This is a genomic window from Pseudomonas sp. FG43 (assembly GCF_057809175.1).
In genome coordinates, this window is sequence record NZ_JBMDJL010000001.1 from 227,763 (window position 1) to 251,494 (window position 23,732).

Here is a 23,732-nt window from a genome sequence, read left to right on the forward strand (position 1 = left end):
TTGCAGCAAATATCAGCCTGCTGAATCGTTTAATCTACAATTGGACGGCACGTTACTCGATTATGGGCTTTCATTGAAGCCCGGTCGGTCCGATAGCTGTAGGAGACGTCGTAAAATAGACCGAGCACTTGGGCATCCCCTATGGTCTGCTGTAAAGATGCTCTGCGATCAGCGAAAATCCTCGCTGATTCGAGACAACCACGAAAAGGAACTTTTCGCGTGAAACTCAGCGATATTGCGCGTCTGGCAGGTGTTTCCGTCACCACGGCCAGTTACGTAATCAATGGCAAGGCCGAACAACAACGCATCAGCCCTGCGACCGTCGAGCGTGTAAAGGCGGTGGTCGAACAACATGACTTTCGCCCCAACCCTCAAGCCGCAGGCTTGCGCAGCCGTCACAGCCGCACCCTGGGGTTCATCCTGCCGGATCTGGAAAACCCCAGTTACGCCCGTATCGCCAAGTTGCTGGAGCAAGGAGCCCGCGCCCATGGCTATCAGTTACTGATCGCCAGTTCCGACGACGACCCCATCAGTGAGCAACAACTGCTGCAAGTCTTCCGTGCCCGCCGCTGCGATGCGTTGCTGGTCGCCAGTTGCCTGCCCGCCAGTGACGACAGTTACCGGGAATTGCAGAACAAAGGCTTGCCAATCATCGCCATTGACCGGGAAATGAACCCCGAGTTCTTCTGCTCGGTGGTCAGCGACGACCACGACGCCAGCCTGCAACTGACCCGCAGCCTGCTCCAGACCCATCCCGAACATATCGCCTTGCTCGGAGCACGACCTGAGCTGAGTGTCAGCCAGGCACGCGCGGAGGGGTTCCGGCATGCGCTCGATGGCTTTACCGGCACGACCACGATTGAACATGGCCAGTCCTTCAGCCGCGAGTGCGGCCAGCGTTTGATGAACGACATGCTGCAACGCCTGGGTCACCTGCCCAATGCGCTGATCACAACATCCTACGTGTTGCTGCAGGGGGTTTTCGATGTGCTGCAAAGCCAGGAACTCAACCCGGCGCAACTGCATCTGGGCACATTCGGTGATACCCAGTTGCTGGACTTCCTGCCGTTGCCGGTCAATGCCATGGCCCAGCAGCATCAGTTGATTGCCGAAAAAGCCCTGCAACTGGCACTGGCCGCCATCGAGAACAACCAATATCAACCCGGCGTGCATGCCATCGTGCGAACCTTCAAGCAACGCATTCACGAGGCCTGACGGTGACGCTGATCGACACCCACACCCACCTGGACTTTCCGGACTTCGACGCCGATCGGGCTCAGGTTCTGGATAACTGCCGCGTATTGGGCGTGGAGCGCATGGTGGTTCTGGGGGTTTATCAGCGTAACTGGCAACGTTTGTGGGATTTGACCCAAGAGCATCCAGAGTTGTATGCGGCGTTCGGCCTGCACCCTATCTACATCGACGAGCATCGCCCCGAGCACTTGAACGAACTGGGCGACTGGTTGACGCGCCTGAAGGGCAATTCCCGGTTGTGCGCGGTGGGCGAGATCGGTCTGGATTACTACGTTGAAAACCTGGACCGCCACAGCCAGCAGCAAGTCTTCGAGGCGCAGCTGCAACTGGCCGCTGATTTCGATCTGCCAGCGCTGTTGCATGTGCGACGCAGCCACGCCGATGTGATCGCGACACTCAAGCGTCACAAGCTCAAACGCAGCGGGATCATCCATGCATTTGCCGGCAGTCGAGAGGAGGCTCGGGAATATATCAGGCTGGGTTTCAAGCTCGGCCTTGGCGGTGCAGCGACCTGGCCACAGGCGTTACGCATGCATCGGGTCATCGCCGAGTTACCACTGGAAAGCATTGTGCTGGAAACCGACTCACCGGACATGGCTCCGGCGATGTATCCGAATCAGCGCAATAGTCCAGAGCATTTGCCGGAAATATCCCGGGCGCTGGCCGGGCTGTTGAAAGTCAGCCCGGAGCAGTTAGCGCAAGTGAGTACGCGCAATGCCTGTGAGTTGTTCGGGTGGCCTGCTCGCGAATGAGCTGACTCAGATCAACAATGTCCACAGCGCAAAACCCGCATACCAGACCACTGCGGCGCGTATCAGCAACTCCCAGAGCAGATCGAGGCTGGTCACGCCATCAGCGCCCATGACAGGTGCCGGAACCTCGCTGGCAACGCGGCCGATACGGGTAATCAGTTGTGCGGCGCTGATGTTCCAGTTGAGCAGTTCATGCAGCATCACCCGGCTGACTGCAACGAAGTTGCCCACCAGTGCGAAACTGGCCGCCAGCAACCTGACCGGTATCCAGTCAAAGGCATGCCGCAATTGTGTCGCCCGCTCTACCAAGGCCTGGGTCTTGCCATTTTCGGCCGCCAGCGCCAGCAGGCGGTAAGCCAGTGCAGCAACAGGCCCCAGCAGGAAGTACCAGAAGATCACGACGAAGAAACTCTGGTAAGCCTGCCAGAGCATGTAACCTTGAACGCCCTCCAGCAGTTGCTCGCCATTGTCCGCCAACACGCCCATGTCTCTTTCAGCCACATGCACGGCGGCCTGTTCGTCGCCACGCCGGCAGGCATCACGAAAGGGTCCCAACGCAGCAAGCAGATCGCCACGGCCAAGGCTGTAGATCAGCACCAGAAGGTGGATCGGCAATGCCAGCCAGCCGTAAGCAACCGAGCCGACGATGGTCAGCGCCAGTTGCAATATCAGAAGCGGCAGCAGGATCAGCAGGGCCAGGATGACCCACGGGCGAGAGGCGGTTCGCGGACTTGATTCAAGCCTGGCCAACTCCTTCAGCCAAGCCCCGTCACGTTGTACACGCTGACGCAGTGCCGAGAATTTTTCGACCCAGACTGCCAGCAGCAACACCAGAAAACTCATTGCTTAATCCCTCACTTCAGTCCTGCAAAGCGGCTTGAAAACGGGCCCAGTCGAAACACGGCCCCGGATCGGTCTTGCGTCCCGGAGCGATATTGCTGTGCCCACAGATGCGCTCAGGCGTAATTGCCACAAACGCCTGACGCAACTGGCGCGTCAGATCGATCAAGGCGGCATATTGCGCATCGGTAAAGGGCTGGTCATCCGTGCCTTCCAGCTCGATACCGATGGAAAAGTCATTACAGGCTTCGCGCCCCTGGAAACAGGAAACGCCAGCATGCCAGGCGCGGTCAAGACATGAGACGAATTGAGTGACCTCGCCATCACGCTCGATCAGAAAATGCGCCGAAACGCGCAAGTCGGCAATGCCCTCGAAATAGGGATGCTCGGTGATATCCAGCTGATTCTGAAAAAAACACTGGACCTTGCCCGTCTTGAACTGGGCAGGCGGCAGGCTGATGTTGTGGATCACCAGTAGCGAGATTTCGCCCTCGGGTCGCGCATTGAAATTGGGTGAAGGGCAATGCTGCACGCCGTCACACCAACCGCTGGCGGGGTCCAACTGCATGAAGGCTCCTTGGAGAAAGGGTTCGATAGGCGCAAGTATGCCCAAACAGCATCACCGGTAGGAGCGAATTCATTCGCGAAGGTATTTCAGGCGATGGATCTTCGTGGGCCGGGCCCTCTCCCATATCAGGTTTTATGCGCCCTTGAGCTTGCGCAGGCTGCTGATCACCGACTCCAGCGCACGGTCGAACAGCAAGGCATCGTCGAGAATGCGGATGGTGCCGCGACGCAATTCGATTGCCAGCCCCATGCGGGACTTTTCCAGAACCTTCATGCCGGTACGATTGACGAACACGTAGCGGCCGGTAGGCTCAACGATAGCCGTGAGCTTGCAGCGCAGCTTGTTCTCTTCGTCTTCCTGAATCTCGACCCAGTTCCCCACACGCAGCTTGTCGACCATTTGCAGACCGGCATCGTCATTGGGCAATTGCAGGACACTTTCATTGCTCAAAGGCTCGTCCGGCGCGGTCAGGACGATTTCCTCCATCACGACCATCATTGCCGGACCTTCAGCAGGCTCGGCTTCAGCCAGTGCTACAGAGCTTTGAAGCTCCTCGCCCTGAACATCCTGAAGGCGTGAGAAATGCTGGAAAGCCTGGACATGCAGCACTTCCAGCTGACTGAAGAATTCACTGGTGGCGAACGGGTCAAAAGCGGCGCTGGTCAACCCCTCACGCAATGACTTGAGCAGCCCGGGCACCAGCTCAAGCAGCCTCTGCCGTGCTTCCGGGTCTTCGTGCAGTTCGACACTCCAGATCAGGTCGTCCATGGCTTGCAGCCCGGCCAGCCACTCGCTCGAACCTTCGCCATGCTTGAGGCATGTCAGCAACAGCACCTTGCTCCAGGCCTGCTGCAACAGACGCACGACCGCCTCCGGCAAGGTCTTGCCCAGCAAGCGCTGGTTCAGTTCATGCTGGACCTGCTGACGCGCCAGCTCGGCGCGGGTGCGCCCTTCTTCGGCATCGCGGGTGCGCTGTTCAAGCAGTTCGCTGCGCCGACGCTCATCGCTGGTGAAGGCCAGGAAGTCCGCCAGCAGCTCGGAGAAAATCGCCGGATCGTCGACAAAATCATTGAGCAGACGCTGCACGATCTGATCGACACGCATGTAAAGCGAGTCGCGCTGATAATCGTCACGTCCACCCCAACCCAGTGCGGCGGTCGCAATCTCGTTGAGCAGACGACGGGCAGGATGGCTGCCACGGCTGAAGAAGCTCTTGTCGATCACTGCGACTTTCAGCATCGGGATCTGCAACCGCCCGATCAACGCCCGCAGAGAGTGAGGCAGGTTGCGATCGTCGAGAATGAATTCAAAGAGCATGGCGATCAGGTTGATCACATCTTCGTCGCCTGCACCAACGCCGCGAGACTTGCCGCTCTTTACGCTGACGCGGGTCAGCAGTTGCTCCAACTGGTTACGCAGGTCGAAATCTTCCGGAGCATCCGAGGCCGGTACGTACTGCTGAAGATGCGAGAGCAGGCGCAGGAGATCCTTGCTGGAAATCGGGCGGACTTCGGAGCCTGGACCATGACGAGGCGTCAGATTGCCCCTGACTTGCAGCAACAATTCCTGCAGCGCCGAAAACACTTCGAGCACGCCCTTGTCGAGCTTGTCAGCGGCCTGCGCCAGAGCTGGGTCGGACAGTTCGCTGGCACGCTTCCTGGGAGCTGCGCGATCGGATGAGCGACGGGCCGGCAAGGCTTTCATTTCAGGCAGGATGCCGGTAGCGATCAGCAACTGGTTGGCTTCGCTATACAAATGATCGGTGTTGGCCAGGATGTATTTCTCGAACAGCTTGAGAATGATCAGCTTGACCTTGATCTCGACCCCCAGGCTGCGCTTGGCCTGGAGAAAGAAATTGCACAGCATTGCCGGCCCCATGGGGTTGGCATCGACTGTAATGGATTGGGGAAGCAGCTCGTTCAAGCGCGCGGTCAACTGGCTCAAGGCAACGCCATCGCGGCTCATGACCTTGGCCACCATCGAGTCGACGGCCACGGTTTTTTCCAGCTCGTCGTTGGGCACCAGTGACAGCTTGTCGAAAGCGACCGCCGCCGGCAGCACCGGTTCGGTGATCTGATACTGACCCAACGCCAGGAAAGACTCGTAGAACTTGTCGAGAAAGGCACGCTCGATGCTTTTGCGCTTGAGGCGCAAATCGCGCATGGCCTCGAAAAAGGTGTTCTGTTCGGTATTGCTGATGGCGCGATCAGCCATTTCAAAAAGGGTGTCGTCAGCGTTATCGAACAACGCTTGCAAGGCATCCTTGAGCTGCTGTGCGGCTTTATCACGCACCTGCAACAACACGACGGGCAGCCGGGCCAAAGGCGTACTTGTACCCTGCGCAGGGATTCCCTTGCTCAACGGCACAACGTTTTCGTCGTTTTGCATCAAACCCCCTGACAGGAAACGGCTTAAATCCCATCACAAACGCGGCTTGCAACCCTCGCCTGTGAAGCGATCCCCTTGGTCTTTGCGCTACGTCAAAGCTATGACGTCAAATACAAGTCGGATTATCTTTCAAAACTTGTATCGAACGCCAGCAAAGTATTTCGCTCTGTAACAGGCGCAATACACAAAGAGGATGTGCTGCGATAGACAACGCCAATCGACATATATCGCAAAGGAATTTACAAAACCGACCAACAGCACACTTTGCGCGCATGGCCGGCCGTACAGGTGGGTTACAAAGGTGGCGTGCCTTATACTCGTGCGACTTTGTTAGTGGAGCCCGCTATGCCGAATTTACGACTCGCCGACCTGACAGCTGAAATCGAAGCCAATGTGCGGCGCGCATTGCTTGAAGATGTCGGCAGTGGCGATATCACCGCTCAATTGATCCCTGCCGAGCGGCTGGCCAAGGCAACGATCATTTCCCGCGATGCGGCGGTGATCGCAGGTGCCGCATGGGTCGATACGGTTTTTCGTCAACTGGACCCACGGGTCGCCGTTCACTGGCAAGTGGCCGATGGTGACCGTGTAAGCCCCAATCAGGCGTTGTTTCATCTGGAAGGCCCGGCTCGCTCCCTGCTGACCGGAGAACGTAGCGCACTCAACTTTCTGCAATTGCTGTCAGGCGTTGCCACCCGTGCGCAGCACTATGCAGACATCGTGAGCGACACTCAGGTCAAGCTGCTCGATACCCGCAAGACCCTGCCCGGCCTGCGTCTCGCGCAGAAATATGCCGTGACCTGTGGCGGCTGCCATAACCACCGCATAGGTCTGTACGACGCCTTCCTGATCAAGGAAAACCACATTGCAGCCTGTGGCGGCATTGCCCAGGCCGTGGCCGCCGCGCACAAGATTGCGCCAGGCAAGCCAGTGGAAGTCGAAGTTGAAAGCCTGAGTGAACTCAAACAGGCGCTCGATGCCGGTGCCGACATCATCATGCTCGACGAACTGAGCCTGGATGACATGCGCGAGGCCGTACGCCTGACCGCAGGACGCGCCAGGCTTGAAGCCAGCGGCGGCATCAATGACGATACCTTGCGAGTGATCGCTGAAACCGGCGTGGACTATATCTCGATCGGCGCGATGACCAAGGACGTGAAGGCTGTGGACTTGTCCATGCGCTTGAGCCTCTGATTTATCCACAGGTCGAGAGAGGAGTCGTCATCTTGGAACAATGGTTTGTAGTGAATGCGGGCAAGCAACTCGGCCCCATGGATGCAGCAGCCGCACGCCTCATTGCTCGTGAGGCGCCGGGCGCATGGTGCTGGAAGCAGGGCATGCCGGACTGGCAGCCGATTTATCAGGTGCAGGAAGTCCGGGCCATGAAGAAAGACGGCATCACGCCCTTTCCGGACCCGACGCCCGACATGATCCAGCCCCGGCCCTCAGCCCTGCCTGCGCATGCAGCTCCAGCTCCAGCTCCAGCTCCAGCTCCAGCTATCAGACGACCTTCGTTCACTCCCGATCCAAATACTTCAAGCGGCTTCGGCTCCGGCCAGGCAACCGATGGCGTGGATTTCAAGCTGTACGGCACCGAAACACAATTCGTCGAACTTGAACTGGACCGAGGCGAGAGCGCCGTGGCCGAAGCAGGCTCGATGATGTACAAGACCTGCGACGTGCAGATGGAAACCATCTTCGGCGACGGCAGCAGCCAGTCTTCAGGGCTGCTGGGTTCGCTCTTCGGCGCGGGCAAACGCATGCTCACCGGCGAAAGCCTGTTCACTACCGTGTTCTCGCAACAAGGCTCCGGCAAAGGTCGCGTCGCATTCGCTGCACCCTACCCCGGCACCATCCTGCCTCTGCGCCTGCGTGACTTCGGTGGCAAGTTGATCTGCCAGAAGGACAGCTTTCTGGCAGGTGCCAAAGGTGTCTCCATCGGCATTCAGTTCCAGAAGAAAATCCTTACCGGCCTGTTTGGTGGTGAGGGCTTTGTGTTGCAAAAACTCGAAGGCGACGGCTGGGTGTTCGTTCACATGGGCGGCACCGTTCGCAAGATCGAACTGGCAGCGGGCGAGTCGCTGGATGTGGATACCGGCTGCCTCGCAGCCATGACCCAAGGCGTCGATTACGACATCCGTATGGTCGGCGGCATCAAGTCGATGCTGTTTGGCGGTGAAGGCGTATTTTTCGCCAAACTGACCGGCCCCGGCACGGTATGGCTGCAAAGCCTGCCCTTCTCACGTCTGGCCGGACGCATGCTGGCGGCGAGCCCGGCAGGAGTGGCACGAAGCGAGCGCTGAATAATACCCGGGCCGGCTTGCGGCCCGGAATGCACAAGGACGAGACATGCAAATCACCCAAGGCCAACGAGTCCCGCTTTCCAGCCTGATTCGAGGCTCGGATCTCACCCTGTCCATCGACATCAAGTCCTCCCACGTGATCGATTACGTCTGCTTCGGCGTCGACGCCCAGGGCAAGCTGTCGGATGACCGCTACATGATCTTCTTCAATCAACCCAACAGCCCTTGCAACAGTGTCAGGCAGGTAAACGGCGGTGACTTTCAGATTGCCCTCGCCGGGCTGCCCGCCTCTATCGACCGGCTTGTGTTCACTGCATCCATCGATGGCGCAGGAGCGATGAGCGACATTCAGGCCAGCCATTTCAGCATCAAGGACGCAGGCCGCGAAGTCGCTCGCAGCGAGTTCTCTGGCGCAACCTTTGCTGCCGAGAAAGCCATCATGGTCACCGATATCTACCGCAAGAACGGTGAATGGCGCATTGCATCGAACCTGCAAGGCTACAACGCCGGTCTGGATGCACTGGTGGTGCACTTCGGAGGCGAAGTCTCGGAGGCGCCTGCTCCTGCGCCAGCCAAGGTTTCGCTGGAGAAGAAAATCGCCGAGGCCGCTCCGCAACTGGTCAGCCTGGCGAAAAAAGCTCAGGTCAGTCTTGAGAAAGCCAGACTGACCGATACCAAAGCTCGTGTCGGGCTGGTACTGGATGCTTCCGGCTCCATGAACGCGCAATACAGCCGTGGCCATGTGCAGGAAGTCGTCAACCGCCTGATTCCTCTGGCGGTGCATTTCGATGATGACGGCGCACTGGACTGCTGGGCCTTCGGTGCCCGGCCTTGTCAGTTGTCGTCGGTGTCGTTGAGCAACTTCAAGGACTTTATCCAGACCGACAACGGTGGCTGGAAAAACTGGGAGTTGGGCGCACGGGTGAATGATGAGCCCAAAGCCATGCGCATGGTCATCGACTACTACAAGAAGTCAGGCGACAAGACGCCGATCTACATCCTGTTCATCAGCGATGGCGGTGTTCATCAGGACAGGGAAATCACCAGACTGATGATCGAGGCGGCAAAACTGCCTATCTTCTGGCAATTCGTGGGCCTGGGCGGACGCGGCTACGGAATCCTGGAAAAGCTCGACGACATGACCGGACGGACTGTGGATAACTGTAACTTCTTCGCTCTGGACAGACTGGATGAAGTCCCGGAAGAGAAACTTTACGACTTGCTGATGGAAGAGTTCCCGGACTGGCTCAAGGCCGCCAAGGGTGCCGGGATTCTGTAAATTTTCCAGACAGTGGGAGGGGCCTTGGTCGCGACGACATGCTGACAGGCAATACATTTTCAGCGCCTGTACATGCTGTCGCGGCCAAGGCCCCTCCCACATCAAAGCGTTCCACAAATAAAAAACCCTGCCATCGCTGACAGGGTTTTTCATGACGCTGACCGGGTTTAGCCGATCGATACGCCGTGTGCTTCTGCCAGAGGCTTCAAGCCGCCTGCGAAGCCTTGGCCGATGGCCTTGAACTTGAACTCGTCGCCATGACGATACAGCTCGCCGAAGATCATCGCGGTTTCAGTCGATGCGTCTTCCGACAGGTCGTAACGAGCGATTTCCTTGCCGTCAGCCTTGTTCAGAACGCGGATGTAGGCGTTGGCCACTTGACCGAAGCTTTGCTTGCGCTCGTCAGCCGAGTGGATGGTGACGCCGAAAACCAGCTTCTTCACAGCAGCGTTCAGGGTTGGCAGCTTGACCAGAACAGACTCGTCGTCGCCGTCGCCAGCGCCGGAGCGGTTGTCGCCCAGGTGCTCGACCGAACCGTCAGCCGACTTCTTGTTGTTGTAGAAAATGAAGCCGCTGTCATCCAGAACCTTGCCGTTCTCACCCACGACAAAAACAGAAGCATCCAGGTCGAATTCGGTGCCGTCGGTGACACGTGGGTCCCAGCCCAGGCCTACGGTGATTTCGGTCAGGCCAGGAGCCTCTTTGGACAGGGAAACGTTACCGCCTTTACTCAGACTTACAGCCATGTGCGTAATCCTTTTCTAAAGAAGTAGTAAGGGTATGAATCAGAAATTCATACCGTGAGCGTTGGCCACAGCCTTCAGGCCACCTGCGTAACCCTGGCCTACGGCGCGGAATTTCCACTCACCGTTATTGCGATACAGCTCGGCAAAGATCATCGCGGTTTCGGTCGAAGCATCTTCGGCCAGATCATAGCGAACGATTTCAGCGCTGGACTTCTCGTTCAGTACGCGGATGAAAGAACCACCCACCTGACCGAAGTTCTGCTTGCGGCTGTCAGCGTCGTGAATGGTCACGACGAATACGATTTTCTCGACGTCGGCAGGCACGCGGGTCAGATCGACCTTCACGACTTCATCATCACCATCGCCAGCGCCGGTACGGTTGTCACCGGCATGCTCCACGGAGCCATCGGCGCTCTTGAGCTGGTTGTAGAAAATGAAGTCGGCTTCGCTGCGAACTTTACCGTTGGCGCCCAGCAGGAATGCGCTGGCGTCCAGGTCAAACTCCTGGCCGTCAGTGGCACGCGGGTCCCAGCCCAGGCCGATCAATACATTGGTCAAGGTCGGGTCGGTTTTGGACAGCGAAAGGTTGCCACCTTTTTGCAGAGTCAAAGCCATGATTCGTTTATCTCCTTTTTCCAGTGTTTACGCTTTTTCTTCAGCCGACTCGTCTTTTCCCGGGAAGAGCAGGCTAGCGACAATACCGATTACCAACACCACCATCACAACCAGCAGGCTGGTGTTGGCGCTGATGCTGTATCCATGGTGGAACAAGTGGTCAGTTGCGTTCAGGCCCAGCTTGATCGCGATGAAGAACAGCAGTGCGATAACCGCTTTCTCCAGGTGGACCAGATAGCGCTTCAGAGCTTCAAGTACGAAGTACAGGGTACGCAGACCCAGAATCGCGAACAGCATGGCCGAGAATACGATCAGCGGCTCGCGGCTCACGGCGATGATTGCCGGTACGGAGTCGAATGCGAACAGTACGTCGGAGATTTCAGCCACGACCAGACACAGGAACAGAGGGGTCGCAAAGATCGCGCCCTTGGCAGCCAGGGTGATGCCACTGTTCTCGGGCTTCTTGATTTCCTCTTCCAGGACTGAGCGCCTTACGAAGAAATTGTTGCCGTGCAGCTTTGGCCACACCGGGAACAGTTTCTTGGCGAAGCGATACGCCATGTGCTGGGAGTAGTCGATTTCTTCGTCGTCGTTATCGCCAGCCCTGAGCATCATGATGGCTGTCCAGGCAACGATTACCGCAAACACCACTTCGACCCACGGGCCCAGAGCCAGAAGGCCTGTACCGATGGCGACGAAAATGCCGCGGAAGACGATGGCACCGATGATGCCCCAGTACAGAACGCGATGGCGCAGGCCATCCGGGATCTTGAACCAGGCGAACAAGGCCATGAACACGAAGAGGTTATCGACGCTCAGGACTTTTTCCAGTGCATAACCGGTCACGAACAGCGTGGCGACTTCAGAGCCGTGCTGAACGTACAGGAAACCGGCGAATGCCAGCGAGATGGCCACCCAGAAAATCGACCAGGCCGATGCCTGGGTCAATGTGATCGGCTTGTTTCCCCGGTGAGAAAACATGTCGACGGCCAAGGCCGAGATGGCCAGGCCGATAAAAACGGCCATGGTAAGTGGAGGGAAGCCTAGAGCGGTGCTTTCCATTTAACTGCGTTCCTCAAAGGGGGTAAAAATTACAGGTCGAAATCGGACGGGTTCAGGCCAAGCTCGTTACAGATAGAACGGCAAACTGCACGTTCCTTCTCGTCGAAGCTGCCATCTGCACCACCGATGGCACAGCAGACACGTACCAGCAAACGGGCAGCATCTTCTTTTTTCTTGATCTTGCCGATGGTTTTCAGCGCTTCGGCACGGCCGATCTCGACATCGAAGTCGAACTTGGCGCATGCCTCCTGAAAAGCCTGGATGACGTCTTTCATGTCAAAAACTTTCAGTTCCTGAGAGTTCTGAATGAAGCCAGCCATTTTCTGTTTTTCACTGGAGCTGATATCGCCATCGGCTGCAGATACCAGGGCACAACCTGAAACCACTGCATCCATGAACTCACGATTCTTGAACTTCGAGACTTCGGAAGCAAGCTTGTCACGAGCTGCTGTTGCGTTTGTTTTCAACCAGTCCAGCATTTCAATCCCCTACGAGGCAGCCAGGCCGCCTCAGAAAAAATCAATCGTGTTGTTTACTTGGAACCCGCGGCCCAGCGCATGCCCCAGCTGTAAGCCTTGTCCATGTTGCTGTGACCATTGTGGAAGTCCACACGGCGGGTCACCTTGACGGCACCGTTGTCGTTTTCCAGCAGCGCGATTGCACACATGCCCTGACGACCGCCTTCCTCGTTGAGGCGAACCTCGATAGGTGGCTGGCCCGGAGCGTGGATGGTGACAACACCGTCGGTCTCCTTCCAGTTCGGCGCACCTTCATAGATGAATGCGTAAACCAGAATGCGACGAATCTTGCCCCAGTGCGCACCGTTGATATGCAACCACTCGCCATCACTGACGGAGCCTGTACGGTCATCACCCATCAACTTGATGAAAGGCTCGGTGTTGAGCGATCCGAACGAATTACCCAAAGCCTGGACTGCGCCTTTGTAACCGTCCTGTAACTCGAACAGGCAGCCTACATCAAGGTCGATCGCATTGCTCTTTTTCATCGAAAAGAAGCCACCGCCCTTGCTCTCGCTACGGCGGTTCCAGTTCAGGTTGACCCTGATCTCGCCGAAGCCGGCACTGGTTTTTTCCAGACTGACGGAAGCACGTGTCTTGTCCAGAGTGATCTTGCTGAGGTTGACCGTGGGCTTGGGCGCGGGAGCGGCTGCAGGTGCAGGTGCAGGTGCAGGTGCAGGTGCAGGTGCAGGTGCAGGAGGCTCGGCTTGCGGCGCCGCGACTTCAACACCGAAGTTCTTGGCCAGAGGCTCAAGGCCACCGGCAAAGCCCTGGGCAACACAACGGAACTTCCATGCGCCCTGACGCAGATAGAACTCGCCGAGAATAAGCGCGGTTTCCTTCATGCCACTGGTAGGAATGACCGATTCGATGCCACCTGTGATCGTCAGGGCCAGACGCGACACGCTGTCGAAGCTGGACTTGTTTTCATAGATGGTCGCAGTGAGCGCGACCTTCTCGATGGCAGCATCCAGGCGGCCCGGATCAAGGCTGAATACGGCACGGCCAGACGACGCTTCCGTCAACTGAACCGCACCGCCACTCACGCTCTTCTGACCGAAGAAACACATGTCCTGATCGCCGCGGACCTTGCCGGAACTGGTCAGCAGGAACGCGGAGACATCGATGTCCGCGCCCGCTAGAGGGGAATAGCTGACGTCGACCGTCAATGGGCCAGCAGCTACTGGCGCATTTGCGCCTGGGACAAGTTGAGTCATGCGCGTACTGCTCCAATGGCCAGATCGACCAGATCGTCTGCAGTGCGGCCATTGGTGGCCTGACCTACAGCGGTGAAATCCCAGCCGCTGGAAGTACGTGACAGATAGGACATCACCACACCAGTGTGCTGGCCTTTTTCGGACAGGTCGAAACGGCCCAGCTCATTGCGGGTACCGAGATCAACGATACGGCAGTAGGCATTGGCGACTTTTTCAAAGTTCTGACCGGTAAACGAGTTGACGGTGAACACCAGATATTTCACGGCTGCTGGCAGTTTTTCCAGATCGACGCTGATGGTTTCGTCATCGCCCGCGCCTTCACCGGTACGGTTGTCGCCGGAGTGGTGGATGGCACCGTCACGCGATTGCAACTGACGGAACCAGACCAGATCGAGAGGCTTCTTGTCGGCATCGAGCATGATGCAGGAAGCGTCCAGGTCGATATCACCGCCACCGCCGCCCAGCAGTTTACCGAAGAAACCGCTCGGCTTTTCAGGGTCCCATCCCAGGCCCATGCTGACTTTTTTGAGGCCTGTACCAGCGGTTTTCTCAAGAGAAATCGTCTGGTTTTTTGCCAACGAGAGTGCCATTTTTCGCTCCATGTGAACTACGGAATTCGGATAAAAGTGTTACAGCCTTACCGCGATGGGCCATCAATGCCATCCCGATTATGTAACTTGGCGTTAACAGGGCCTTTATAGCGGCCTCGACGCCACGCTGGATGGAACAAACGCCAGTGCGCATCCTGTGCTGCCGCCAGTAATTCATGGTCGCCGCGCGTATCGCCCCAGGCCCGCACCCGGAACTGCGAAAGCGGGCCATAAACACCCTCAAGACGCATCACCTTGGAGTCGCAGCGACAGTTGCTGCCCTCGATCAGGCCGGTGAGCTTGCCGTCGATCACTTCCAGATTGGTGCCAATCAGCTCGACTTTCAGGCGATTTGCGAAAGGTTGCAGGACCATAGCAGGCGATGCTGAACATAGCGTGACAATGGCGCCCTTTTCGATTTCCGCAGCAACGGACTCCAGCGCCGCAGGGCGCATCAGGCGTGTCCAGTACAGCTCACAGAACGCTTCAGCCTTCTGTTGCAGCCATTGCGCGTCCACGCCGGTCAGAAAGGCCTTGATCAGACGGCCCTTGAGCTCATCTCGTGTCACACGCTTGGCCAGATAGCCCAGGCTCGGCAGAACCAGCCTGGCCATGCGGATGGAAAAGGCACGCTGCCCAAAAGCGAATTTGAGAAATGGGACAAAGCTGTCATGGCGGGTCAGTGTCCCGTCAAAATCGAACACCGCCAACAGGCGTTGCTCCACTTCCACTTCAAGATCAGGCTCTATCATCTAGCTAACTGCCTCAGCGAGTCGAATGCTGGCATCCACGATCGAAGCGGGAGTCGGCAGGACTCCGTGCCATTTGGCGCGCTCCATGATGTGGGTTGCCCATTTGTAATGAGTGGCCGGTTCACACATCGCATCGTTGTACTTGAACACCGCCGGAGCGACAGAGTTCAAAATCATCCGTGCGCAATTCAGGTCTTCCAGGCTCACCCGAAACGCATTCTGAATGATATTGACCTGCGAGGGGTGGATTGCTGTCTTGCCCACCATACCGTTGGAGATATCCAGCACCAGTTCCTGCTCCATGATGTCGGGCGTCGCCAGTTGCTCGAAGACGGGAGCCGTCAAGGCGAACCCCTGCGACCCCATCACCCCGGCCAGCATCGGAATGACATACCCCATCGGTGTGCCATACAGCGTCATGGCCGGATTGCGGCGCAGCCCGAGACAGCCCATCAGATCGTTGCCACCAATGCGCAAGGCGATGATCCGCTCGCCCAGATTGACCTTGAGTGCCTGCCCCAGTTCGACCATGGCCGTCGGGTTGAACACTTCAGGCGTCTCCAGTGTAGGCATCAAAGCCAGGTCTGGATTGGTAACAGCATCCTCCCAGCTTGTCAGACTTTGCAGCGAGAGCTTGGGAACAACGAACCCGTCGACGTGGGCCATAAGCGGCCAGTCATTGAGAATCTTCGCCATTGCCGCATCGCGAGGGCGCACGAACAGCAGCGGGCCATTGTCTGGCCGACCGCCACGATCCTGGATGCGCGTCAGCACATTGCGCAGGTTGACCAGCGCGGTCTCGACATCGATAAGGGCGACGGCATCTTCCAGACATACGACCAGCGAGCGCAATTCGGGGATCTTCTCTCCGAATACCACATCGAGAATGTCGTCGCGGGTTGCAGGCATATACAGCGTTGCACCCAAAGCATAAGGCGAAGGTATGGCCATTAGCTGAGACTCCGAATGATGGTTACCGCCCGATAGGGCCCCAGGGCATTTCCGGCTTCTTCGACAGGGATGCCCGCTTTTTCGGTCAGGTGCATGAGTAATTGCACATCGCTGTCAGTGGTATTGCGCACCAGCACATGATCGGGCACCCGGCGCATGACAGCACGGGTCGCCTCGGCAATCCCGGGTTTCACACGATTGAGGTTATTGACCCCGAACCGCTCGGCCAGGCTGTCGACAACCTGCCGGGCTGCGGTCTTGAGTTCGATACGCTGGCCGGGAGCCCAGGGCAGAGCCGGGGTCACGCTGCTCAAGCCCCGGCGCTGGCTTTCGATCCGTTCGATGAACGAGCGGGTCACGTCATGTTCCTGCAAGTGATCGTAAACGACACACCCATGCAGCCCGCCATCAGCAGGCCATATGGAGCGCGACACCAGCCCGGACACCGTGGCGCCCAGAATGCCGGACGGTATGACCCAGTCCTCCGAGGACGCCGCCAGCCACGCACTGCCGCACGGGTCGGCCAACACAACCAGACGCGGCTCTTCGGGGAACCGGACATCGCCCGCCAGACTGCGCTTGATCTCCCCGGAAATCGCGCCCTTGCCGGTCCAGCCATCCACGAAAACAATGTTCTGGGCACCATGGGCCTGAATGATGGCCTCAAGCGCAACCGAGTCGATCCCACGGTCACGAATGATGCTGATGCCATAGTGATGCGTTTCACGCCCCAGTTCGATCAAGGCCCGACGCAACAAGACCCCCAACGGCAAACCGGCGCGTACGAATGACACCAGAATGATTTCAGGTCCCTGACAAGCCTGATCGAGAGCCAGCGCCAGCGCCTGCACGTCGGTCGCCATGCGCACGCCGTTCTGCATCAGCGCACGCTCGAACAAGGCACAATGAGCCTCGCCGGGCGCGGACTCCTGGCTGATCATTTCCGAATAATGCTTTTGCTTCGTCTGGATCAGACGTTCTTTTTCTTCGACATCGGTGGTGTCCATCTCAATGCCGCGCAGCAGAAAATGCACGTCATCCGCGAGATAGCTACCGCTGCCCACCGTATCGAGCCCGTGAACGGGATTACTCATGCGCAGCACCGGCGAACATCCTGGCCAGCTGACTGCGGGCAGGCGTTGCCCACCAGTGACACTCGTCCATGAAACCCAGGTCGGTGATGCTGTCACCAAAGCCCAGCACCGGGCGCTCGCCATTGACGGCCTGATCGCGACGTAACCATTCCTGAACGGCGTAACGCTTGGCCAACCCGTTGGGCAGGAACGCCAGATTGTTGCCGTTGCCATGCACATGCATGTCATCGAGCAGGCCACGTGCCTGCACTTCGGCCAGCACGCGAGTCAGGATGCTGTCATCGCTTTCGTTATGTTTGGTCACTACATAATGGAAAAGATTCGCCTCCTCCACTACCCAGCCGCGCAACGAAACGCCCATTTCCTGACCAATGGCCAAGGTGGCAGCGCTCAGTTCATGCAAACGCCCCTGATAAGCGGCCAGGGTCTGTTTCATCTGTGCATTCCAGTCGCTGTCCAGGCGGCCGCCAGCATCGAGCATCACACCGCCATGTGAGCAGATGGCGCCAACACTGAAGGGCAACTTCACCCGGCTATAGGCCTCGACACTGCGCGCCGTGACCGGCACTACATCGGAATGGGCCAGCAGCCAGTTCACGAAGGACTTCTGCACATTAGTCATGTAGCCATTGGCATTGCCTGTGAGGTCCACGGTCGCGACATGCTTCTCGATACCGGGAGCTGTTTTGCGGGCGGTCTGGAACAGGGTGTCGTCCAGATCCACGAATATCAGCGGGCGTTCGTTACTCATCACAGATGACCTCGGCATTCAGCGCTTCGACCAGCTCGGCAGGCACGGCCTGCTGAGGGGTTTCGGTGCAGATCAGTACGCGATCGAACTGACCGGGCCGTACGTTGTAGAGAAAATTGGGAATACCCAGCCCGTAGTTATCGGAGAACGACAGCGCATGATCGATGGCATGCCCCAGAGCGATGGGTGAACGGCTGGTGGAGCTGAAATGCACATCCGCACCGGCCTTTTCCAGGCGCTCGGCCAACAGGAATGGACGCCAGACGAACTCGCTGGTACCGACCACCAGCACACGCTCGCCCTTGGCGACCTGAATACCCGGCGCCAGGGTGTCGGCCACGGAGCGCACACCGAGACGTCCCCAGTCATTGGCGGTAACCAATGGCCAGTCCCCCATGGCAACAGTGCCGACTTCCGGCATGTCCGGCAGTGGCGCAGCCAGATCCTCAGCGAAGGAGTAGGAACCCTGCAGCAGCGAAACCTGCTCGGCCACATTGCCCATCGTGGTACTGACCGCACCGGCCGACCAGTCGGTCAATACACAGGTCACGACACGCTCGACCTTGCTCAGCCCGGCCTCGACCAGCGCCCGATAGAGATTGATGAATGTCTTGCCGGTGGAGGCTTCGTCATCGACCAGTACCAGCGAACGAGCGCCAAGCATCATTTCGCGCAGCGCAGGGTCGGTGGGCAAGTGAATCAGGTGGGCACTGGCGTGGCTGTGCTCCTCCTCGAAACGGGCGAACAGCTCGGTGCCGGTCGGGTGACGGGTACTGACCAGATACAGCGAGTCCGGGCGCGATTCGCTATAGGCACGATGCACGCCTGCCCCAAGCCCGACTGCCGTCTCGGCCATGCCGATGACCAGCACCGGGCCCGGGAGATCAGCAGGGATCTTGTGCGCAAGGTCCTGAAAGCTTTTGAGCATGACACCGGGACGCACCGGAATATGTCGCCCCAGCACTCGGGAAACAAACAGGAATGCCCGCTTGGGATTGCGTCGCTCGGCAAAGCCGAACAGTGAGTCCGGAGCAATGGTGGACGAATCGACCATCACGTCGAGACGACCACGAAGCAGATCAGCGCGAAGCCTTGTAGGGGTTGAAAGAGCTGAGCTGCTGTCCATCGATAGATTCCTGGTTAACGGGGCCAATGCCCCTGGCGCCTGCCCCGTATCCCGAAGGGAAGCGGTCGTTATGTGCGCGAGGCCTCAAGAAGCCACAGCGCCGACTGGGCAGAGCGTGTAATTTCAGTCGTGGTGTACGTCCTCTCGGGACGGGCATGGGATGCCGTTACGCGACAGGCTTCCAGAAAAGACAGAAGCAATGCCGACTTCACCGCGAAATTCATGTTCTGTGCATCCGGCACACTTGAGGTCACCATCCCGATAACCGCGCCACCGTTGTCGAACAGTGGACTGCCACTGGAGCCCGGCTGAATGGGCGCCGTGAACTGAAACAGGCTGGCATCGCTGTGCAAGCCGAACAGACCGGATATCCCGCCTTGAGTCACTTGCAGGCTACCACCGGAAATCGAAGCCAGTGGATAACCCAGCGCCACCACCGTATCGCCAGGCTCGGCACCCTGCCCCTCACGAAACGTGACCGGCTTGAGCGGCGAAGCACCTTGCACCCGCAGCAATGCGATGTCGTTTCGACGATCGACCACCACTGGCTCGACCTTGAAGCGCCCTTCCAGCGAACTGATATACAGCACGCTCATGTCTTCAATGACATGGGCACACGTCATCACATGGGAAGGCCCGACCACAAACGCGGTACCTGTCGCCGACTGATGATGACCGCCCGGAGAGTTGATGGAACTGCGCCGAGGGTGATGATCATTGACCTCAAGGCCGATCTTGCGTCCAAACGCTGCCAGTCCGTAGGCAGAACCTTCATGCAGCGCTCGAAACTTCCATTGATCGTTGCGCTGGTAAAACTCACCGATGATGATCGAAGCCTCACCGTTGTCCCGCAGATCTGCCTGGACTTCGATTTCCTTGTCGATCACCAGTCGCAAGCTGGAAATATCGCGAATTGGCCCGGTGGCGGCATAGACGTAAACCATCACCAGAACACGATCACTGCCAGCGGGCAGGCGATCCAGCTTGAGCGAGCAACCGACACGCTCTGGTCCGTCGCTCCACTCCATCCAGTTCTGTTCGCGGTGCAGCAATGCCGGATCGCCCTTGGGCTGACGTTTTTCGTCAACCGGCAGCAAGGCTACCGCTACGTATTCGCCGAATACCGAAGCCTTTCCGCTTTCCAGCAACCACGTGCAATGTGCATTCGCAATTGCTGTATTTGCGCCCGGTGCCAACACTTTCATGCCCAATCCTCCCTGATAAGAGCAATTTAATAGCAAAAAACTATTATCCCGATCAAACCGAAGCCAGTACAGCCACGGTGATCGCCTTGACCCGGATATTATCCAGCCAATGTGTTTCCGGTTCTTTCAGCCCAAGCCGACGAGTCGCGAAAATTCCCGGCAGATTGACACCCGTTTCCCGTGTGTAACCAATACCGCCCGAGTAGCGAGGATTGATTTCAAGCAGGTGCGGCTTGCCGTCGGCATCATCACGAGTCTGCACGTTGATCAGGCCGTCGCAGCCAAAATGCTCGGCCGCCTGCACGGCCAGCCGGACAGCTTCGCTGTCGCGCTCGAAAGTCTGGTTCATGCCCTGCTTGCGCCGACCGACGAAGGCCACGGCCTTGCCATGCTCACAGACCATATCCACCGAACATTCACTGCCCGGCATATACGGCATGAGCAGCATGGGCGGCCTGTCATCCGATTGGCGATAGGCGTTCAGATAAGCCTCGAAGCTGGTTTCCCGAGCGTCAGGATTGGCGAAGCAACGGAAGTCATCGACACCGGCCTTGAAGCGCCAGAAACCATGCCCGAAAATTCCTACCGTCGGCTTGATGCAGACCTCACCTGTGCGGGACAGGGTTTCGTAAGCGGCCAGCAACTCTTCGGTATTGCTTGCACTGATCCCCGGTATGCAGGCCAGCCCGGCCTGCTCGGCGGCGGCAGTAAAAAGGCTTTTGTCGTCTACATTGAGAAAGGTCTGCATGCTGGTACCGCCGGTAACCAGGTCAAAACCCTCGGCCACGAAACGCTCACGATGCGCCTCATAAAAACTGCCGACACGCCCGGCGATAATGACTTTGACACCCAGTTCACGGGCCGTCTCAAGAACCCAGTCAATGCGCTCAGCGTTATTGCGAGGCTCCTGCAAGGCAACGTCGGCCTGCCCGGTAATTTCCGAGCGATCCTGGCGATGGGAAGCGATAATCCGCACCGATGCCGGCAAGGCATCACGCGCGCCCATGATGACTTCGCGCTGGCTGGACTGCCCTTCAAGGAACCAAATCATGTGACTCTCCAGAAAACAAAGCAGCTTTCTAAGCAGCTTTGTCGAATTTTGTAATAACTGTTTTGCTTCAAAATGTTCGGATTAGGGCAAAGTCACGCCATTTTTCACTAGGGGACAATGACATGAAGTGGCTCAAGCGGTCGATTTGGCTTTTGGTTTTCGTTGCATTCGGGATCGGCGCACTCAGCCTCTACTACGTATTGCCGCGTCATGATGTCGTGATGGTCACGGGTGTGGAAGTAAAAAGAATGGATGCGGACGGCGTGATCAACGCCGACAACGTGGCCGACGGCCCGACCCGCGACGTCTACTTCATCAACACCGAAGACCCGGACACCAAGAAAGTCGTGGTCTACCGCAACGAAGACACCGGCTGGAGCTTTCCGTGGTACTTCAAGTTCGACTCGGCAGATATCCAGGCAAAAGCCCAGGGCTATTCCCGTGACTCGCAGCAACTGGCACTGATCCGCTACTACGGCTGGCGCATCCAGATCCTGTCGATGTTCCCCAACATCACCGAGATCGAAATCACCAGCAACCGCGACCAACCGTTCCCGATCTTCAACGCGATCTTCTTCAGCGTGCTGATTCTGCTGGTGCTGGTCGTGGTGATTGTGGTCAAGCGCCGGTTTCGTAAGCAGCCGCGTGTGGATGGGGTTGTGAGGGGGTAGAAATTTATTCGGGGGGATGCGCGATGCTCCCCCGCAGCCAGAAACGGGGCAGAGAAGGACCTCCAAAACTCTGCCCGGACTGCTGCTGAAGAGTCTCCAAATCGGGAAAGTCGCGAACGATCGTATAGAAAATCAGGCCTGCTGCCAGAACGAGACAGGCCATCCATAACCGATCAAGAATCAGGTTGCGCGAAGCCGGTGTGACCTGCCATTCATGCAGGGCCAATAACCAGCCAACAATGATTGCCAGCCATAACTGCGAATACGGCATGACAATGACACCATCGACCATCGCCTGTGTCAGCGCACCAACCAGGCTTGCGAACAGGCAAAGCCGTAGCAGATCGACAGGCTCTAGAGAGTGAGCCTGCTTGAGTAACAAGAGCCCTGTGACCACGCCTCCATACAAAGCCAGCCCGGCGACGCACAATGCGGAAGGTATTCCCCACTCGCTTGCCCACTGCAGGATCGCCTGATGCGGATGCGCGCCATACGGGTTCCAGATATCAGCAAAATGCATCGGTCCAAAACCCAGCAGCGGACGCTCCTTGATCATGGTCCATGCCTGCTGCCACAGCAGCTCACGTGCAGACAGCGAAGTATTCAGCCGCTCACCTGCAAAGTTGGCGACTTCAATGCCCAGCCAGGTCGGTAACAGACTGAAAAGAAGAAGAAACTGCAATACCCCCACAAAAGCTGCTGCCAGTTGCCAGCCTGCCCAGTAGCGGCCAGCACGTCCGAGACAAGAAGCTACGATCACGGCAGTTCCCATACCCAGCCATGTACCTCGCGTACCACCAGTCACGGCGATCATCCACCAGAGGCTCAGCAAGACAAAGATTGAGACCTTGATAGAGCGCCGCGCCGAAACAAGAAGCAGTGGCAATGCAAGCAACGGCAAGGTGAACGTCTGAAACTGGCCATAGAAACGCTTGTTGGAAAAACCTTCCAACAGCAGATCTGTATCCAGCGAAGAGGGAAAGCTAAGGAAGGCTGCAGCAGTTGCCGAAAGAAACTGAAGTGTTTTGATAGAACAAATGAAGACAACGAAACCAATGAAAAACCGATCAAGCTGAGCGCCATGAATTCGTCGCTGTTGGGCAAATGCACTGGCGATGGCGCAACACAGCAACAAGACCGATAACTCGATCAATGCCCACAGGGGTTGATGGGCTGTCAGGCTGGAAATGACTCCACCCAGCAACACACATGAAAAAACAGCCTTGATACCAGGTTGAAACACACTGGCGTTCAAACCCTTGATCGAATACAGACAAAGGGTCAATACGGAGAGGGTGCCAATAAGAAACTGTGCCAGCCTCTGGAAGTTGTGGCCGGAAAACTCAAAGGTGCCAGCGCAGATAAAAAGCGTGATGCAACAGAAGAAGAAAAAAATATGGTTTTTTGCTGTAGATAACACTTGGAGACTCCAGACCTCCGACATCAAAAAAGGCGCCGAAGCGCCTTTCTTTCAAGCTATTACGAGCCTTGGCATCCGCTAGGAGCGGCGTTTGCTGGTGTGACAGTACATGTCCAAGAAACAACGCCACCTACAGTTGTAGTTGACGGAAATCCTGCTTGAAGGCGAACTGTAACCGTAGGGTTTGAACGAGTAGCCGTCAACAAACCTCCGGCGCTACATCCGCTAATCGCACTTGCACCAGTACCGCAAACATCAGCAGCTGCAATTCCATTAGACCAGTTCTCCGCAACCGCCAATTTAGCGGAGTCAAGGCTTGCGAGCGCAGCGGAGGCCTGCGCTCGCAAGGTATAATTTTGATAGGACGGAATGGCTACAGCAGCCAGAATACCGATGATCGCAACCACGATCATCAGCTCGATCAACGTAAAACCTTTTTGTGTTTGCATGGATACATCTCCAAGGCGTCAATGAGGTGGTGCCTTGCAGGAATAAAAGCACAGGCCATGCCAAATCCAGATACCGCACAATTGATTGACCAAAATCAACCATAAGCGCTCTTCGTGCCCACCGAAATCA

The 23,732-nt window shown here is 57.4% G+C and carries 24 protein-coding genes; 6 read left to right on the plus strand and 18 right to left on the minus strand.

From position 1 onward, the window contains the following. Nucleotides 1-219 precede the first annotated feature (219 nt). Nucleotides 220-1,215: a catabolite repressor/activator gene (cra, locus tag ACODS3_RS01055; protein ID WP_201018776.1), complete on the plus strand. Its 996-nt coding sequence runs from the start codon at nucleotides 220-222 to the stop codon at nucleotides 1,213-1,215. After that, on the plus strand, nucleotides 1,212-2,006 hold the full coding sequence (locus ACODS3_RS01060) for a TatD family hydrolase (protein WP_201018811.1): 795 nt from the start codon (nucleotides 1,212-1,214) through the stop codon (nucleotides 2,004-2,006). Before cra ends, ACODS3_RS01060 begins: the two co-directional genes overlap by 4 nt. A gap of 6 nt (nucleotides 2,007-2,012) precedes the next feature. Here the strand turns inward: ACODS3_RS01060 and ampE are convergent, their stop codons facing one another. The 3 genes from ampE to ACODS3_RS01075 all read right to left on the minus strand — a co-directional run bounded on the left by ampE (nucleotide 2,013) and on the right by ACODS3_RS01075 (nucleotide 5,802). Beyond that, nucleotides 2,013-2,849, minus strand: a complete 837-nt coding sequence (ampE, locus tag ACODS3_RS01065; protein ID WP_489032886.1) for a regulatory signaling modulator protein AmpE — start codon at nucleotides 2,847-2,849, stop codon at nucleotides 2,013-2,015. Nucleotides 2,850-2,865: 16 nt separating this feature from the next. Then, complete coding sequence (gene ampD, locus ACODS3_RS01070; protein ID WP_489032888.1) at nucleotides 2,866-3,414, minus strand: 1,6-anhydro-N-acetylmuramyl-L-alanine amidase AmpD; 549 nt, start codon at nucleotides 3,412-3,414, stop codon at nucleotides 2,866-2,868. Between the two features lie 132 nt (nucleotides 3,415-3,546). Next, complete coding sequence (locus tag ACODS3_RS01075) at nucleotides 3,547-5,802, minus strand: DUF1631 domain-containing protein (protein WP_304575543.1); 2,256 nt, start codon at nucleotides 5,800-5,802, stop codon at nucleotides 3,547-3,549. A 345-nt stretch (nucleotides 5,803-6,147) separates the two neighbouring features. Here ACODS3_RS01075 and nadC point away from each other — a divergent pair, with 345 nt between their 5' ends. Genes nadC through ACODS3_RS01090 form a run of 3 tightly spaced genes read left to right on the plus strand, consistent with a single transcriptional unit; the run spans nucleotide 6,148 to nucleotide 9,384 of the window. Beyond that, nucleotides 6,148-6,996, plus strand: coding sequence for a carboxylating nicotinate-nucleotide diphosphorylase (gene nadC / locus ACODS3_RS01080; RefSeq protein WP_201005827.1), 849 nt, complete (start codon nucleotides 6,148-6,150; stop codon nucleotides 6,994-6,996). Between the two features lie 32 nt (nucleotides 6,997-7,028). Beyond that, a complete protein-coding gene (locus tag ACODS3_RS01085) occupies nucleotides 7,029-8,105 on the plus strand; it encodes a TIGR00266 family protein (RefSeq protein ID WP_489032891.1) in 1,077 nt (358 codons plus the stop codon). Nucleotides 8,106-8,151: 46 nt separating this feature from the next. After that, nucleotides 8,152-9,384: a VWA domain-containing protein gene (locus ACODS3_RS01090; protein ID WP_489032893.1), complete on the plus strand. Its 1,233-nt coding sequence runs from the start codon at nucleotides 8,152-8,154 to the stop codon at nucleotides 9,382-9,384. A gap of 167 nt (nucleotides 9,385-9,551) precedes the next feature. On the opposite strand, the gene ACODS3_RS01095 is transcribed toward ACODS3_RS01090, so the two are convergent. The 13 genes from ACODS3_RS01095 to ACODS3_RS01155 form a co-directional block, all read right to left on the minus strand. Next, complete coding sequence (locus tag ACODS3_RS01095; protein WP_025261815.1) at nucleotides 9,552-10,130, minus strand: TerD family protein; 579 nt, start codon at nucleotides 10,128-10,130, stop codon at nucleotides 9,552-9,554. Between the two features lie 39 nt (nucleotides 10,131-10,169). Beyond that, nucleotides 10,170-10,745 carry a TerD family protein gene (locus ACODS3_RS01100; protein ID WP_201005834.1) on the minus strand — a complete coding sequence of 192 codons (576 nt, stop codon included), beginning with the start codon at nucleotides 10,743-10,745 and terminating at the stop codon, nucleotides 10,170-10,172. A gap of 27 nt (nucleotides 10,746-10,772) precedes the next feature. After that, nucleotides 10,773-11,807, minus strand: a complete 1,035-nt coding sequence (locus ACODS3_RS01105; RefSeq protein ID WP_201018769.1) for a TerC/Alx family metal homeostasis membrane protein — start codon at nucleotides 11,805-11,807, stop codon at nucleotides 10,773-10,775. 29 nt (nucleotides 11,808-11,836) lie between these two features. After that, complete coding sequence (locus ACODS3_RS01110; RefSeq protein ID WP_201005840.1) at nucleotides 11,837-12,286, minus strand: tellurite resistance TerB family protein; 450 nt, start codon at nucleotides 12,284-12,286, stop codon at nucleotides 11,837-11,839. 53 nt (nucleotides 12,287-12,339) lie between these two features. After that, nucleotides 12,340-13,542, minus strand: coding sequence for a TerD family protein (locus ACODS3_RS01115; protein WP_489032896.1), 1,203 nt, complete (start codon nucleotides 13,540-13,542; stop codon nucleotides 12,340-12,342). Continuing rightward, complete coding sequence (locus ACODS3_RS01120) at nucleotides 13,539-14,132, minus strand: TerD family protein (protein WP_201018767.1); 594 nt, start codon at nucleotides 14,130-14,132, stop codon at nucleotides 13,539-13,541. The genes ACODS3_RS01115 and ACODS3_RS01120 overlap by 4 nt, the downstream gene beginning before the upstream one ends. Nucleotides 14,133-14,179: 47 nt before the next feature. Further along, a complete protein-coding gene (locus ACODS3_RS01125; RefSeq protein ID WP_201018766.1) occupies nucleotides 14,180-14,884 on the minus strand; it encodes an HAD-IB family hydrolase in 705 nt (234 codons plus the stop codon). Continuing rightward, nucleotides 14,885-15,835, minus strand: coding sequence for an HpcH/HpaI aldolase/citrate lyase family protein (locus ACODS3_RS01130; protein WP_201005848.1), 951 nt, complete (start codon nucleotides 15,833-15,835; stop codon nucleotides 14,885-14,887). After that, nucleotides 15,835-16,929 (minus strand): cysteine protease StiP domain-containing protein, encoded by a 1,095-nt coding sequence (locus tag ACODS3_RS01135; protein WP_201018765.1) that lies wholly within the window; start codon nucleotides 16,927-16,929, stop codon nucleotides 15,835-15,837. The genes ACODS3_RS01130 and ACODS3_RS01135 overlap by 1 nt, the downstream gene beginning before the upstream one ends. Continuing rightward, nucleotides 16,922-17,680, minus strand: a complete 759-nt coding sequence (locus ACODS3_RS01140; RefSeq protein ID WP_201018764.1) for an HAD family hydrolase — start codon at nucleotides 17,678-17,680, stop codon at nucleotides 16,922-16,924. The genes ACODS3_RS01135 and ACODS3_RS01140 overlap by 8 nt, the downstream gene beginning before the upstream one ends. Further along, nucleotides 17,673-18,806, minus strand: a complete 1,134-nt coding sequence (locus tag ACODS3_RS01145) for a phosphoribosyltransferase domain-containing protein (protein WP_304575538.1) — start codon at nucleotides 18,804-18,806, stop codon at nucleotides 17,673-17,675. Before ACODS3_RS01145 ends, ACODS3_RS01140 begins: the two co-directional genes overlap by 8 nt. Nucleotides 18,807-18,874: 68 nt before the next feature. Next, complete coding sequence (locus ACODS3_RS01150) at nucleotides 18,875-20,011, minus strand: trypsin-like peptidase domain-containing protein (protein WP_201005855.1); 1,137 nt, start codon at nucleotides 20,009-20,011, stop codon at nucleotides 18,875-18,877. Nucleotides 20,012-20,063: 52 nt separating this feature from the next. Continuing rightward, nucleotides 20,064-21,062, minus strand: coding sequence for an ATP-grasp domain-containing protein (locus ACODS3_RS01155; RefSeq protein WP_201005857.1), 999 nt, complete (start codon nucleotides 21,060-21,062; stop codon nucleotides 20,064-20,066). Between the two features lie 122 nt (nucleotides 21,063-21,184). Between ACODS3_RS01155 and ACODS3_RS01160 the strand changes: the two genes are divergently transcribed. Then, a complete protein-coding gene (locus ACODS3_RS01160; RefSeq protein ID WP_201018760.1) occupies nucleotides 21,185-21,733 on the plus strand; it encodes a DUF1523 family protein in 549 nt (182 codons plus the stop codon). Nucleotides 21,734-21,737: 4 nt separating this feature from the next. Here the strand turns inward: ACODS3_RS01160 and ACODS3_RS01165 are convergent, their stop codons facing one another. Together ACODS3_RS01165 and ACODS3_RS01170 are read right to left on the minus strand one after the other, a co-directional pair. After that, complete coding sequence (locus tag ACODS3_RS01165) at nucleotides 21,738-23,177, minus strand: O-antigen ligase family protein (protein ID WP_489032901.1); 1,440 nt, start codon at nucleotides 23,175-23,177, stop codon at nucleotides 21,738-21,740. Nucleotides 23,178-23,212: 35 nt separating this feature from the next. Continuing rightward, nucleotides 23,213-23,602, minus strand: a complete 390-nt coding sequence (locus ACODS3_RS01170) for a pilin (protein WP_489032903.1) — start codon at nucleotides 23,600-23,602, stop codon at nucleotides 23,213-23,215. Nucleotides 23,603-23,732 lie beyond the last annotated feature (130 nt).

What these genes read in the sequence shown, in the direction of transcription:
- ampE (WP_489032886.1), bottom strand. Translation starts at nt 2,849, where the DNA reads ATGAGTTTTCTGGTGTTGCTGCTGGCAGTCTGGGTCGAAAAATTCTCG.
- ampD (WP_489032888.1), bottom strand. Translation starts at nt 3,414, where the DNA reads ATGCAGTTGGACCCCGCCAGCGGTTGGTGTGACGGCGTGCAGCATTGC.
- ACODS3_RS01075 (WP_304575543.1), bottom strand. Translation starts at nt 5,802, where the DNA reads ATGCAAAACGACGAAAACGTTGTGCCGTTGAGCAAGGGAATCCCTGCG.
- nadC (WP_201005827.1), top strand. Translation starts at nt 6,148, where the DNA reads ATGCCGAATTTACGACTCGCCGACCTGACAGCTGAAATCGAAGCCAAT.
- ACODS3_RS01090 (WP_489032893.1), top strand. Translation starts at nt 8,152, where the DNA reads ATGCAAATCACCCAAGGCCAACGAGTCCCGCTTTCCAGCCTGATTCGA.
- ACODS3_RS01095 (WP_025261815.1), bottom strand. Translation starts at nt 10,130, where the DNA reads ATGGCTGTAAGTCTGAGTAAAGGCGGTAACGTTTCCCTGTCCAAAGAG.
- ACODS3_RS01100 (WP_201005834.1), bottom strand. Translation starts at nt 10,745, where the DNA reads ATGGCTTTGACTCTGCAAAAAGGTGGCAACCTTTCGCTGTCCAAAACC.
- ACODS3_RS01105 (WP_201018769.1), bottom strand. Translation starts at nt 11,807, where the DNA reads ATGGAAAGCACCGCTCTAGGCTTCCCTCCACTTACCATGGCCGTTTTT.
- ACODS3_RS01110 (WP_201005840.1), bottom strand. Translation starts at nt 12,286, where the DNA reads ATGCTGGACTGGTTGAAAACAAACGCAACAGCAGCTCGTGACAAGCTT.
- ACODS3_RS01115 (WP_489032896.1), bottom strand. Translation starts at nt 13,542, where the DNA reads ATGACTCAACTTGTCCCAGGCGCAAATGCGCCAGTAGCTGCTGGCCCA.
- ACODS3_RS01120 (WP_201018767.1), bottom strand. Translation starts at nt 14,132, where the DNA reads ATGGCACTCTCGTTGGCAAAAAACCAGACGATTTCTCTTGAGAAAACC.
- ACODS3_RS01125 (WP_201018766.1), bottom strand. Translation starts at nt 14,884, where the DNA reads ATGATAGAGCCTGATCTTGAAGTGGAAGTGGAGCAACGCCTGTTGGCG.
- ACODS3_RS01130 (WP_201005848.1), bottom strand. Translation starts at nt 15,835, where the DNA reads ATGGCCATACCTTCGCCTTATGCTTTGGGTGCAACGCTGTATATGCCT.
- ACODS3_RS01135 (WP_201018765.1), bottom strand. Translation starts at nt 16,929, where the DNA reads ATGAGTAATCCCGTTCACGGGCTCGATACGGTGGGCAGCGGTAGCTAT.
- ACODS3_RS01140 (WP_201018764.1), bottom strand. Translation starts at nt 17,680, where the DNA reads ATGAGTAACGAACGCCCGCTGATATTCGTGGATCTGGACGACACCCTG.
- ACODS3_RS01145 (WP_304575538.1), bottom strand. Translation starts at nt 18,806, where the DNA reads ATGGACAGCAGCTCAGCTCTTTCAACCCCTACAAGGCTTCGCGCTGAT.
- ACODS3_RS01150 (WP_201005855.1), bottom strand. Translation starts at nt 20,011, where the DNA reads ATGAAAGTGTTGGCACCGGGCGCAAATACAGCAATTGCGAATGCACAT.
- ACODS3_RS01155 (WP_201005857.1), bottom strand. Translation starts at nt 21,062, where the DNA reads ATGATTTGGTTCCTTGAAGGGCAGTCCAGCCAGCGCGAAGTCATCATG.
- ACODS3_RS01160 (WP_201018760.1), top strand. Translation starts at nt 21,185, where the DNA reads ATGAAGTGGCTCAAGCGGTCGATTTGGCTTTTGGTTTTCGTTGCATTC.
- ACODS3_RS01165 (WP_489032901.1), bottom strand. Translation starts at nt 23,177, where the DNA reads ATGTCGGAGGTCTGGAGTCTCCAAGTGTTATCTACAGCAAAAAACCAT.
- ACODS3_RS01170 (WP_489032903.1), bottom strand. Translation starts at nt 23,602, where the DNA reads ATGCAAACACAAAAAGGTTTTACGTTGATCGAGCTGATGATCGTGGTT.